This window comes from Streptomyces sp. NPDC057543 (assembly GCF_042801895.1).
Classification (GTDB): Bacteria; Actinomycetota; Actinomycetes; order Streptomycetales; family Streptomycetaceae; genus Streptomyces.
On record NZ_JBHVFF010000258.1, the window covers coordinates 1 to 12,804 of the forward strand.

Genomic DNA, 12,804 nt, shown 5'->3' on the forward strand with positions numbered 1-12,804 from the left:
AAAACCCAACACCGTTCACCTGGACCAAGACGGCCGAGGAGATCCTCGACTCCCTCGCGCGTTTCTGCCAACGGATCTCCGGCGCAGGACACTAGTGGGGGGGTGTCCCAGATACGGCAGAAACGGGCCATGGGATGATCTTGGTCTAGTTCGGGCTGTTCGCGGATGCCCCGCTCAAGGTGGTGACCGCATCTGGATCGGTGGAACGTTGCGGCGCCGCGGAACCTTCCGCGGGCTTGGACCTCGCCAGCCACAGGCCGGTGAACATGGCGGTGGCCAAAGTGACGGCGCCGGCAGCGAGGAAGGCGCTGTTGAGGCCGGTCTCGAAGGAGGCGCCGCCGGATTGCCGGGTGCGGACGATGGCTCCGAGTACCGCCACGCCGAGCACCGCGCCGATCTGCCGGGTGGTGCTGCTGATGCCTGACGCGAGGCCGCCTTCCTGCGGGCTGACTGCTTGGATGGCGGCTCCCGTCAGTGGGGACATCGTCAGGGCGAAGCCGATGCCGACGACTCCCAGCCGCCACCACACGTTCCCGTAACCGGTGTCGGCGTGCACCATACCGAGCGCCAGCAGTCCCAGGCCGGCCAGGGCCAGGCCGATAGTAACCACGATTCGGAAGCCGCACCGGGCGGCGAGTCGGCCCGCGTACGGGCTGACGATCACCATGCCGAGGGACACCGGCAGGGTCTGCAGGCCGGCGCGCAGGATCGAGCTGCCCTGGACGTACACGAAGAACTGGGAGAAGAAGAACGACGAGCCCATGAGCGCGAACCCCACCACGATCATGGCGGTGTTGGACACGGTGAACAGACGCTGCCGGAACAGCCGCAGCGGCAGCATCGGTGCGGAGCGACGCGCTTCGACGGCGACGAAGGCGGCGAGGAGGATCGCCGCGGCGGCGAAGCTTCCCAGGATCACCGGCGACGTCCAGCCGCGGGCACCACCCTCGATCAGCCCGTAGGTCAGCGCCCCCACCCCCAGAACGGACAGCACCGTCCCCGGGATGTCGATTGCGGGGGCGCTCGGCTTGCGGGCCTCTTCAAGGCTGCGCAGACCGACCAGCAGAAGGGCCACGCCGATGGGCAGATTGACCAGGAAGATGGCGGGCCAGCCGAAGGCATCTGTCAGCACGCCGCCGGCCACGGGGCCTGCGGCCAGACCGATTCCGCTGAATCCGGCCCACAGCCCGATCGCCTTGATTCGTTCTTGCGGCACGGGGTAGGCGGCGGCGAGCAGGGCGAGCGAGGCAGGGCTCAGCGCTGCGGCCCCGATGCCCTGCAGCACCCGGCCGGCGACCAGCCAGCCGAGCGAGGGCGCGAGGCTGCACAGCACCGACGCGGCGGTGAACACCGCCACGCCGGTCAGGTACACCCGCTTGCGGCCGAACCGGTCGGCGAAGACACCGCCGGAGAGCAGCAGCATGGCGACCAGCAGTACGTACGCGTCGACGATCCATTGCAGACCGGTCAGCTGAGTGTGCAGCCGGTGCTGCATATCGGGCAGCGCCGCTCCAACAATCGTGTTGTCGAGCAGGACCATGAATTGGCCTAGGCAGGTCACCGTGAGCAGCACGGCCCGGTTTGGTCGACTGCCTACGGCCGCCGCATGCGATGCAGCCATGGGGATTCCTCTCAATCGTTAGTTGCGCCCGGCCATGATCGACGCGGGTGGCGATACACATGAGCGCTCTAAAGCAGTCGGCGACTGCGTTAGGTGACTGTAAGGGGGGTGCCTCACAAACGCAAGCCATGACTGCGTTAAGCTGGAGGCATGAATGAGCGACAGCGAGCCCGGCGGCCCGGCGGGCGCAGCGCCCGCGTGGGCGCGGAGGTGCACCAGGCCGTCACCGACCTGATCAGTGAGCGCGGCTACGGCAACTTCACCGTCGGCGAGGTCGCAGCCCGCGCGGGCGTAGCCGACAGCAGCATCTACCGCCGGTGGGGCAGCCTGGAAACCCTGCTCACCGACGTGGCGCTCACCCGCCTCAATACGCAGTCGCCGATGCCCGACACCGGGAGCCTGGCCGGCGACCTGCGCACTTACGCGGCCAACGTGGCCCGCGAGATCACCGGACCCGACGGTGTGGCGGTGGTGCGCCTGGCCGTCGCCCTGTCGAGCAACGGTCAGCAGGGCCTGCAGGCTGGTGACGACCTCCGCGCCGAACGCATGCGGCAGCTGCAGTCCATGCTCGATCGCGCCCGCGAACGTGGCGAGCACGCACCCGACGCGTTCGGCGTGCTGGACCACATCCTGGCCCCGATGTATATCCGCGTCTTGTTCGGCATGGAGCTCACCCCGGACTACGTCGACGGGCTGGTCGACCGAATGCTGTGACCTCACCCCGGTCCCCGGGATCAGCCCTCGGACGCGGTGCCAAGGCTCCGTGCTCGCCGACACCCGCCCGGCCGGCTCAGGCATCCGGCCCTTGGCTGGCTCACGCGGCCTGGCTGAATCCGTCGACTGGCGGGCCGTCGCCGCGGATCGGGGTGAAGTCGACGTCCAGGTGCGGGTCGTAGGCGTCGGGTTCGTCGGCGAGCTCGTGGGTGGAGTATTCGCCGAAGCGGCGGATGTGCTCGGTCAGGTACGGCGAGACCTGCGCCCGCGGAGATGGTCCCTACCGGCTCGGCCCGCTCGCCCTGGTGGACCGCTGCTCCCCGCACCCGCGGGAATGGTCCCAAGCTGTGGGGGCGCAGTTTTACGGCGTAATACTCGACGGCGTGCCAGCGGCAACGTCGGCTGTGCCCGCAGTACGTCGGCCGCATCGAGAGTCTCTCCAGCTCCGGCGGAGCGTCCCGGCGCAGGCTGCGCAGCGGGGTCGGCTGTTCGTTGAGGTGCTGGTTGACCAGGTGCCACGAGGTACCGGCGAAGGGCCACACCTTCTAGACCCTCACCGCTGAGGACAACCGCGCCACCCGCCACGAAACCCAGCACCGCACCACAGGCTGAGCAAGTGCATGACACCCCTATGTCTCCATGTGACACGTCACGAGCGCCGCTCGTACACCGTCGCCCGCCGTCCAAGGATCTGACGATCCGCCACCGCAGTGAAGTACGCCCGCAGCACTGACATCTTCGCCTCGTCCCGCGCCGCCGACACTGGCCTGGCCACGTTGGGCGCATCCGTGACCAGCAATACCCGCTGCTGTGACAATAGATCGGTCCTTATCTGGTCAGGGCTGGCCTCCAGGCCCTTCAACGTTCCCGATGCCGCAGCGCTTTCGACCAGAGCGATATCCCGCAGGCCAGCGAAGTCGTCGGGTGACACCAGCGCCGTATCACGTCGTGCCGCCGGTATGAAGACCACCGCGTCTCCGGCCTTCTTCAAGTGCCTCACGTCCGCCGCTACCGCCAGGACATCATCAACTCGACTCGCCGGAGAGCGCTTGGCCAGCAACTGTGGCAAGAGTGCTAACACTGCCACCACGACCGCCACAGGGAGGAGCCATGCCGACGTCCACCGGAACCTCTTGCCGAGGGCGGCTACTGCCGCACCCAGCGCTGCACCGATCAGTAGAGCCAGACCCAGCATGCTGAACAAGACGTAGCGGTCCAAGAACAGTGGTTGGACCAGCGAAAGGCCGATCAAACCGATCTGCGGCACCGCCAGCAGCGGCAAGCCGACAGCCGCAACCGACAGCCGACCCGACCGCGGCCGGTCTGCGAGGGCCCCGATTCCGCCGATCAGCAGCAGGACAACTGGACCGATCAACATGTGCCACGACAAGGGCGGAATCCAGGAAACCTGCTCCGACTGGCTCCGGCTGAAGAGAATCAACGGCAACGCGGCGGCCACCGCGGCTGCCGAGGCGCCGACCCATCGTCCCCATATCCCTCGTTCAGCCTTCACCCAGACAAGAGTTGCCAAGTGCGCGGGAAGAATCAGCAGGGACAGCCAGTTCAGCAGCGCGCACACCAGCACAGTGCCTCCATACGCTGTCCATCGACATCGTCGGCGACAGCCTTCGAGCATGGTCACCAGCAGGAGGGTCGAGATTCCAGCACCCATCGCGATCAGTGCGTACGAACGGCCTTCCTGGAGATAGAACTGCACAGCCGGAAGCAGCCCGAACGCCAGCCCTGCCGTCAGGCCCACTAACTGGCCGGCCAACCGACGGGCAATAGCCGCCACACATGCCGCCGCCAATGACATGGCCAGCACCGATGGCAGACGCAGGGTAGTGGTACTGGACCCAAAGCATTCGAAGAGCCCGTGCATCAGCAGGTAGTAGAGCCCGTGCACAGCATCGACCTGCCCCAGCATGTGCCAGATGTCGGCAACGGATCGCCGAGCTACCTGCCAGGTGGCGGCTTCGTCCCGCCACAGGGTGTGCTGCCTCGACAGCCCCCACAGGCCGAGAGCGAAGGTCCACAGCAGCGGAAGTGCCCAGACGGAGGAACGGCGCCATGGCGCGGCTATGTGGCAAGTCATGAACTCTCGAACCCATCAAGGTCGCAGTGAAGCCCCCGAGGGCAGCCTCGACCTCACATCGCAAGCACCCATTCGATGGACAGTTGTGCGTGAGGAAAATATCCCGGGCTGCACCGCACCCGCCATCGCCGGAGCTCGCCTCCGCCTCCTTGGCTGGAACCCCGCTCAGCTGCGCAGGCACCACCTGCGCAGCGAACGCGACAGCCGCGTACAGAATGTCCACCTTGGTCCCAAGCCTCGCTACGCGGACCCTTCGCACCCCAGAGATGGCTGGCACGCCAGAACTACCAACGCTCCAGAAATCTCAAGTTCACTGCGGAATCCGACAGATCACCCAACCTGGACAACACTCCGAAGCCCCAGGTCATGCGGACACCAGACGACAACTGAAATGGGCGACACGTCCACACCGGCAGGCAAACGCCGCTTGAAGCCTACGAAGCCCGGCCGTCCTTCGCGGCGCTGTGGGAATCTCCGAGGGAAGCCCCGGCCCGCGCGTCGTCCACGTAGCCCCCAGCGATGACCGCCGGTCAGTGATCGCCGGGCCCGTACGAATACGCGTACGGGCCCAGTCGCGTTCTGTCGAAAATGGCGGCCGCGTCGGGGCGTGTACGGAGCGTTCAGCCCTTCCGCGGGTACGGTGCGAGTGCTGTCATCCACGACGCGCATACGGCGTTCCACTCCTTGGCGCACCCCTTCGCCCGCTCGGGAGGCAGGGCATCCGGGCCCACCAATCCCCGGTGGCGGCCGGAAGCGGCGCCGTAGACGTAGCAGGTGCGTTGCCTACGGCCCTACTTTCCGGCCCACTTCCCGCTCGTGGCGATCGACTTCAGCTGCTGCATGGTCAGCGCGGGTGTCTGCCGTGTGGCCTTCGCGTTCTGAGACCCGGAGTTGAACGCAGACACCACGACCCGGAGGCCGTCCGTACGGATGGTGTCGGCGGTCCACATCACCACGCCCGCGCCGCCCTTCTCGCCCCGGCCCTGACTCGTGACGACCTTCGTCCCGTCCGGCAGCACCTCCGCCCCGGCCCCGAACAGCTCCCCCTCCACGTCCGACATGTTCGGCTGCACGTTGATCTGCACCAGGCTCGCGCCCTTGCCGTCATTCACGACGACGTACGCGTATCCGTCGTCACCGCGCTCGGAGGCCACCTTCGCGGACATGGGCAGCAGCGACTTGAGCTTTCTCAGGATCGCCTGGCCGTCCTGCCCCTGCGCCGACGGCTGCCGTACCGGCTCCGGAGCCGCCTTTCCCAGAGCGTTCATCACGGGCCGCCACTCATCGGAGGTGACGAGTCCCTTCAACTGCCCAACAGTGAGCGGAGGCTCGGCCCGTGAAACGGCGGCGTCCTTCTCTGCGGGCGCGTTCCACTCGCTGGCATCGACCGTGTATCCGTCGGGGGTCACGAGATAGGCGTGCCACCACTTGGTGTCCACGCGCTTGTCAGGGTATTCGTACCCGCGCAACACCATCAGGCGCGAACCGTCGGCAAGCGTCTCATTCCGGCAGGAGTCGTACGGCACGAAGGTCTTGTCGGGGCATTCGAGCTGCTGCTCCGCCTCCGTGCCGTCCGGGTCGATGGCTCCGACACTCACGCCGATCGCAGCTTTGCCCTCGCCATCGTCGAAGACGAGCTGCGCCGATGGCCCGCCCCGGTCGGCCGTACCGCGCCCTGCCCGCCCGCTGACCTTTCCCTCCGGCAGCAGCCCCTCCAACCTCTCGATCACCTGCTGCGCCGAGAACTGCGGCCCCTTGCCGGGCGACGACTTCGTCGAAGGGCCGGTCTCCTGCACCTTCGGCTGCGCGGCCACGCCCGCCCCGCCGTGCCCCGAGCCGCCGCCGAACGCCCCTGTGGTGTACGACGCCCCGAACCCCACGACGGCGAGCGCCGCGACGCTGCCGGTCACAGCCGCGACCCGCCTGCGCCGCAACCCCCGCCGGCCACGCACGACGCCGCCGTCCACCAGCGGGCGCCCCTCCACGGAGAAGACCTCCCCGGTGCGGCGTAGCGCGTCACCGAGCCCGCCTTCGAACGCGTCCAGGTCCTCCTGCGTTCCAGACATGCCAAACCACCACCATTTCTCGTAATAGTCAGTCGGGCTGATCAGTGCGCGGCGAACTCTCCGATGTTGCCGCCCAGTTGCACCCTCAGCCGGGCGAGTGCACGGGTGCTGCGGGTGCGTACGGCTGCGGAGCTGACGTTGAGGACGTCCGCAGTCTCCGTGACGGACCGGTCCTCCCAGTACCGCAGCACGACCACCGCCCGGTCCTTCGCCGGCAGCTGCCGCAGCGCGTCCAGGAGCATGAGCCGCAGCGAGGCGTCACCCTGCGCAGCCGTCTCCGAGACCTCGGGAATCTCGTCGCTCGGCCGCTCTCCCGCCGAACGCCGCCGCTGGTGCGCCAGAAAGACACGCACAAGAACGGTCTGCGCGTACGCCGCCGGATTGCCGAGCTTCGACCTACCCCACACCACATACATCCGCCCCAGCGTCTCCTGCACCAGATCCTCGGCGAGATAGGTGTCGCCGCTGGTCAACAGGCACGCCGAACGGAAGAGATGCCCCATGCGGGCCGCCGCGAACTCCCGGAAGGCGCTCTCCTGGGACCGTCTCATCCGCCGCCCTCCCCCCTTGCCTCGTCGCCTACACCATTTAGATGCGGTGGGGGCGGCGGGATGTTTCACCCGAGTTGCTTCCTCTCTCCGCGAGCTCATCGGCGAGTGGTTCCCGCAGCCCCCGACCACCGAAGTGCCGGCCCCCTCCAGCGCTCACAGGGCGTTTATGTAGGTCTATTCCGAAAAACGGCTTTCGCTGCTGGCCTGCTTTGCGATGGTTCGAGCGGCACCTTCCGGCCTGTCCATGCCGACGCTACGGCGTGAGCCAGCGCAAGCCATACCCCAGCGACCTCCCCGATGCCCGATCGGCCCTGATCGAGCCGACTCTGACGGCATGGAGAAAAGCCCGGCTCGACCGCAGGCCCACCGGCCAGCCGGCCAAGGTCGACCTCCGCGATGTGTTCAACGCGATTCTCTACATGAACCGCATCGGAATCCCCTGGAAATACCTCCCGCACGACTTCCCGAACCACGGCACCGTCTACGCCTACTACGCCGCCTGGTGCAACGAGGGAATCTGTAGCGGGCCCGGACAAGGGGTCGGCCGCCGGGACCGACCTTCGGATCGACAGTTGGACAAGGGAGCTCCAGCCGCGGTGGGGGTCGTGTCTCGATTGGAGACCGGCCACCATGGGCTTCAGGCCTCGGCTGTCGTGGGTGTTGGCGGCGGAGACGCCGACGACCAGGGGCAGTCCGTTCGCGTCCGACAGGACGTGCATCTCGGAACCGTGCTTGCCCCGGTCCACGGGGCTCGGACCTGTGAGTTCGCCCCTTTTTTGGCCCGTACGTGGGCGGACTGTCGACGACGCAAGCCGGGTCTTGCCGTGGCGGTCCCTGTCGTGCACGGAGACATCCGGGACGCCCGGAAGCTCCTGCAGGTCCGGGTGAGTTCGGCGCTGCACTTCGCGCAGTAGAAGACCGTCATACGAGCCGTTGTATCCCACCGCCAGCGTGGGTCACGACTGCGTTTCCCCTGCTCAGTCCGCCTGTCCAGCACAGACTGCCGGATGGGTGCGCGGTCGCAGGCGCTCTCCCTGTGGCCCGAACATGATCAGGTATTCGACCGGTCCGCCGGATCCGGCGTTCGCGACTCCATGGGCGGTGCGGGTGTCGAACTCGGCGACGTCCCCGGCGGTCAGGACGAGGTCCTGATCGCCGAGCGCCAGCCATAGCCGCCCGTACAGGACGCACAGCCATTCGTACCCGTCGTGAGAGACCTGCCGCGGCCGCGCCTGCGGCGCATCGACGGCGGGCAGGACGTGCTTGTGGGCGTGCAGGCCCCCCACGTACCTGGTCAGCGGCAGTACCGCCTTGTCGTCGCCGGGACGCTGCGGCACGGGGGCGCGCGCGCCAGCCGCGGCGACGGGTGCGGTGCCGGCCAGCTCGTCCAGGGAGACGTCGTACGCCTTCGCCAGCTGCAGCAGCACCTCCAGGGTCGGCTTGCGCCGGCCGGTCTCGATCCGCGACAGCGTGCTCAGCGAGATGCCGGTCGCACAGCTGACGCCAGTGAGCGTGGCGCCGCGCTGCTCGCGCGCGGCCCGCAGCCGGGGGCCCATGGCCGCCAGCGTGTCGGCTATGCCGTCGTCCGTCACCGTCGCCCCGCTCTCTGCGGCCGTGCCGCCTCCGCCACCCTGTCCTGCAAGTTTGCCAGGATGGCAAGGGTGCTCGCGTCGGGCGGCCGCCGCGCCGCATGATCGGTGGGTAACCGCGGTCGCCCGTGAACCCGAGGAGAAGCCATGCACCAGCCCGCGCCGTCCGCCGACTTGCGCCACCGCACCATCGAGGCACCCGCCGGACGCCTGCACCTGGTCGAGCAGGGCACCGGACCGCTGGTCCTGCTCGTCCACGGCTTCCCCGAGTCCTGGTACTCCTGGCGCCGCCAGCTCCCGGCCCTCGCGGCGGCAGGATACCGGGCCGTCGCGCTGGACGTGCGCGGCTACGGCCGCTCCTCCAAGCCGGCCGCGACGGACGCCTACCGGATGCTCGAACTGGTGGAGGACAACGTCGCCCTGGTGCGCGCCCTGGGCGAGGAGAGAGCGGTGGTCGTCGGGCACGACTGGGGCTCCAACATCGCGGCGGCCTCCGCCCTGCTCCACCCCGAGGTCTTCCGCGCCGTCGGACTGCTGAGCGTCCCCTACGCGCCGCCCGGCGGCCCCCGCCCCACCGACGTCTTCGCGCAGATGGGCGGCGACCAGGAGTTCTACGTCTCCTACTTCCAGGAGCCCGGCCGCGCCGAAGCGGAGATGGAGCCCGATGTCCGGGGCTGGCTCGCGGGCTTCTACGCGGCCCTGTCCGCCGACACCATGCCCGCCCATGGCGAGCCCGACCCGCACTTTGTGGCCCGCACCGGCGGCCGGCTGCGCGACCGCTTCCCCGGCGGCAAGCTGCCCGCCTGGCTGACCGAGGACGACCTCGACGTGTACGCCGGGGAGTTCGAGCGCACCGGCCTGACCGGGGCCCTCAACCGCTACCGCAACATGGACCGCGACTGGAAGGACCTCGCCCAGCACGGCGGCGCCCCGATCAAGCAGCCGTCCCTGTTCATCGGCGGTGCCCTGGACGCCTCCACGACCTGGATGGCCGACGCGATCGACGCCTACCCAGCCACCCTCCCCGGCCTGGCCTCCACCCACATCCTCGACGGCTGCGGGCACTGGATCCAGCAGGAACGCCCCGAGGAGGTCAACCGCCTCCTGACCGCCTGGCTCGCCTCCCTCCAGGGCTGAACCAAGCCATCGAAGGCCGGAAAAGTAGCGCTCTTCGGACGGCTCAGTCCCCGGAGTCCTAGAGGCGACTGCCTATGAACCTCCGCCCCGTGACTGCTCGTTCCGATGCCGCGATACACAACGTGTGGCGGCTTCCCGCTGCCGATGCCATGCGGGGGCACCGAGGCCTGGAAGACCCGAATCGCCACAGCACTCTCCTGCGCCACCCTCGTCGGCTCCGGGCTGCTCGTCGGCTGCCAGAGCGGCGGCGCCGCGAAGGCACCCTCCAAGGCCTCGGCCCCGGCGAAACCCCACGGGTATGTGGAGGGAGCCGAAGAAGCCTCCGAACAGCAGTCCCGACTCGTACTCGCCGACGCGGGCACGGGGGCGGGCAAGGTCCTGGACCTGATCACCGAGGACATCACGTCACTCGAGGGCAGTGACGACGTACAGGGTCTGCGCACCGACGGCCGGTTCGCCTACCTGAGCACCGCCGGCGGCACACACGTCGTCGACACCGGTGCCTGGACGGTGGATCACGGCGCCCACGTCCACTACTACCGCGCCGCGATTCGCGACGTAGGACCCATCCCTGGGACGGACGCCGCCTACATCCACAGCGATCAGGCCGTCACCGCGGTTTCCTCCTCACAGGCCGGCACCCAACTGCTCGACCGCATGAAGCTCGAGGACGGCACCGTCCCGTTTGGCAGCGCGCTGATCGGCGCGGGCAGCGGGGCGGTCGTCCCCTACAAGGAGCATCTGCTGGTCACATCGGCGGGCGCCGGGAAAGGCCCCGTTGAGGTCCGCGACCGGGAGGGTGCACGGGTCACCGCACTGAAGGCGCCGTGTACCCAGGTGCGCGGCGAGGCCGTCACCCGCCGGGGCGTGGTGTTCGGATGTGCCGACGGCGCGCTGCTGGTCAGCGAGGACAAGGGCACGTTCGACGCCGAGAAGATCCCGTACGGCACGGCGGTGAGGGCCTCGGAGCGGGCCGTCGACTTCCACCACCGGGCGGGCAGCACCACGCTCGTGGCCAGGTCAGGCGATGACGCCGTCCGGGTCCTCGATGTCACCGACCGCGCCTGGACGCGCATCGAAACCGGCCCGGTCGTGGCCGCCAATACCGCCGGAGAGGGTTCTCCGCTGCTCGCGCTCGGCACCGACGGTGTGCTCACCGCCTACGACATCGCCACCAAGAAGAGCGTCGCCCGTGAGGAACTCCTCCCGAAGGGAGCCGAGTCCGTCGCCATCGAGGTCGACACCGCCCGCGCGTACGTCAACGACGCCGCGGCACGGAAGGTCTACGAGATCGACTACAACGACCGGCTTCGGCTCGCCCGGACCTTCCCGCTCGACTTCGCCCCGACGTACATGGCGGAGACCGGCCGATGAGTACCGATTCCGCGACTGTGCACAGGCGTTGGGTACCTATGCGTCTCCTTCTCGCCTCCCTGGCCGTCGTATTGCTCCTGGGGTGAGCGGTTGCGCGGGAATCGAGCAAGGCCGCCCCTCGGTGGTCGTCACCACGAACATCCTCGGTGACATCACCCGCAACATCGTCGGCGACGAGGCCGAGGTGACCGTGCTGATGCAGGCCGGCGCCGATCCGCACTCCTTCGGTGTCTCGGCTCCGCAGGCGGCGTCCATCGAGCAGGCCGATCTGGTCGTATACAACGGCCTCGGCCTGGGGGAGAACGTTTTGCGTCATGTGGAGGCCGGCGTCTCCACCCTGGCGGTCGGGGACGCCGTCGATCCGATCACCAATACGGCCGGCGATCCCGCCGACGAGCCCGACCCTCACTTCTGGACGGACCCCGAGCGGGTCCGCAAGGCCGTCTGGCTCATCGCGGATCATGTCACCGAGCACGTGAGGGGCGTCGACAAGGCCGTCGTCGAGAAGAACGCGTCCGCCTACGGAGCGCAAGTCACCGAACTCACCGCGTGGATGCGAAAACAGTTCGACGAAATCCCGTCCGATCAGCGCAAGTTGGTGACCAACCACCATGTCTTCGGCTATCTGGCCCAGCGTTTCGGATTCCGGATCGTCGGCGCGGTGATCTCGAGCGGGACCACCCTCGCGTCGCCGAGCGCCTCGGACCTCAAGTCCCTTGCCACCACTATCGAGACGGCGGGCGTAGAGGCGATCTTCGCGGACCTCGGTGACACGAAGCCGAAGGCCGAGACGTACACCTCCGCCGCCCCGCACCGTGGTGTCGCCATCCAGCTCGCCGACGGCAAGCTGGTGACCACCCTCGGTACGCAGGAGAGGCGCGTCGGCATCGCCGTACTGGACAAGGACCGCAAGGAGATCACCCGCAACGAGGAGTGCCCCGGCGTCCACGGGGCGACGACCGCGCAGGGCGAGACGGTCGTCATCGGCTGCGAAGACGGCGTCCTGATCTACAGGGACGGCGCCGTCACGAAGTTGAAGAGCCCCACGAAGTACGGCCGGATCGGCGACCAGGCCGGGTCCGACGAGTCCCCCATCGTCCTCGGCGACTACAAGAAGGACAAGGACGCCGAGCCGGAACGCCCGGAGCGGGTGTCGCTCATCGACACCGGGACGGGCACGATGCGGCTCGTCGACATCGGTACGAGCTACACCTTCCGTTCGCTGGCACGCGATCCGCACGGTGAGGCGCTCGCCCTGGGCACCGACGGCAGCATCCATGTCATCGACCCCGCCACGGGCAAGGTGGCCAAGAAGATCTCCGCCCTCGGTTCGTGGCAGGAGCCGCTGGACTGGCAGCAGCCCCGCCCGGCGCTGTTCGTGCGCGACCACACGGCGTACGTCTCCGACCCGTCGAGCAAGAAGCTGCTGGCCATCGACATCGAGTCGGGCAAGCAGCTGGCCTCGACGGAGCTACCGAAGGCCCCCGACGAGCTGAGTGGCGTCAAGCAGCACTGCCCCTCTCCCGAAGCACGAGGAGCGCGTTCCCGCCGGGCGGGAGCGCGCTCCTCCTGTTGTCCTGCGAGGTCCCCGCGCCCCCACGACAGCGCCCCATCGGCCGGGGCGGCCATCGGGCCGGGAAAGGGCGACGGGTGGTGG

Annotated in this window: 9 protein-coding genes and 2 pseudogenes; 5 read left to right on the forward strand and 6 right to left on the reverse strand. The window is 68.5% G+C overall.

The window, feature by feature from the left end; translation table 11 throughout:
• Window positions 1–145: 145 nt before the first annotated feature.
• Window positions 146–1,621 (reverse strand): MFS transporter, encoded by a 1,476-nt coding sequence (locus ACFU8Q_RS31935; protein WP_384460688.1) that lies wholly within the window; start codon window positions 1,619–1,621, stop codon window positions 146–148.
• A 150-nt stretch (window positions 1,622–1,771) separates the two neighbouring features.
• Between ACFU8Q_RS31935 and ACFU8Q_RS31940 the strand changes: the two genes are divergently transcribed.
• Window positions 1,772–2,335, forward strand: a complete 564-nt coding sequence (locus tag ACFU8Q_RS31940; RefSeq protein ID WP_384460691.1) for a TetR/AcrR family transcriptional regulator — start codon at window positions 1,772–1,774, stop codon at window positions 2,333–2,335.
• 649 nt (window positions 2,336–2,984) lie between these two features.
• On the opposite strand, the gene ACFU8Q_RS31945 is transcribed toward ACFU8Q_RS31940, so the two are convergent.
• The 3 genes from ACFU8Q_RS31945 to ACFU8Q_RS31955 all read right to left on the reverse strand — a co-directional run bounded on the left by ACFU8Q_RS31945 (window position 2,985) and on the right by ACFU8Q_RS31955 (window position 7,047).
• The gene (locus ACFU8Q_RS31945) at window positions 2,985–4,430 is read right to left on the reverse strand and encodes a hypothetical protein (RefSeq protein WP_384460694.1); all 1,446 of its coding nucleotides are present in this window, start codon (window positions 4,428–4,430) and stop codon (window positions 2,985–2,987) included.
• 791 nt (window positions 4,431–5,221) lie between these two features.
• A complete protein-coding gene (locus ACFU8Q_RS31950; RefSeq protein ID WP_384460697.1) occupies window positions 5,222–6,496 on the reverse strand; it encodes a hypothetical protein in 1,275 nt (424 codons plus the stop codon).
• Between the two features lie 41 nt (window positions 6,497–6,537).
• Window positions 6,538–7,047, reverse strand: a complete 510-nt coding sequence (locus tag ACFU8Q_RS31955) for a SigE family RNA polymerase sigma factor (protein ID WP_384460700.1) — start codon at window positions 7,045–7,047, stop codon at window positions 6,538–6,540.
• 260 nt (window positions 7,048–7,307) lie between these two features.
• On the opposite strand from ACFU8Q_RS31955, the pseudogene ACFU8Q_RS31960 reads away from it, so the two are divergent.
• Window positions 7,308–7,565: pseudogene (locus tag ACFU8Q_RS31960) on the forward strand (transposase); the annotation flags it as partial.
• A 72-nt stretch (window positions 7,566–7,637) separates the two neighbouring features.
• On the opposite strand, the pseudogene ACFU8Q_RS31965 reads toward ACFU8Q_RS31960, so the two are convergent.
• Window positions 7,638–7,843: pseudogene (locus ACFU8Q_RS31965) on the reverse strand (transposase); the annotation flags it as partial.
• Window positions 7,844–8,024: 181 nt separating this feature from the next.
• Window positions 8,025–8,603 carry a helix-turn-helix domain-containing protein gene (locus ACFU8Q_RS31970; RefSeq protein WP_384460709.1) on the reverse strand — a complete coding sequence of 193 codons (579 nt, stop codon included), beginning with the start codon at window positions 8,601–8,603 and terminating at the stop codon, window positions 8,025–8,027.
• A 180-nt stretch (window positions 8,604–8,783) separates the two neighbouring features.
• On the opposite strand from ACFU8Q_RS31970, the gene ACFU8Q_RS31975 reads away from it, so the two are divergent.
• From ACFU8Q_RS31975 to ACFU8Q_RS31985, 3 genes are all read left to right on the forward strand, one after another.
• Complete coding sequence (locus ACFU8Q_RS31975) at window positions 8,784–9,773, forward strand: alpha/beta fold hydrolase (protein WP_384460704.1); 990 nt, start codon at window positions 8,784–8,786, stop codon at window positions 9,771–9,773.
• Window positions 9,774–9,917: 144 nt separating this feature from the next.
• Window positions 9,918–11,147, forward strand: coding sequence for a hypothetical protein (locus tag ACFU8Q_RS31980; protein WP_384460712.1), 1,230 nt, complete (start codon window positions 9,918–9,920; stop codon window positions 11,145–11,147).
• A gap of 82 nt (window positions 11,148–11,229) precedes the next feature.
• A partial coding sequence (locus ACFU8Q_RS31985) for a metal ABC transporter solute-binding protein, Zn/Mn family (RefSeq protein ID WP_384460706.1) occupies window positions 11,230–12,804 on the forward strand: 1,575 nt, incomplete at its 3' end.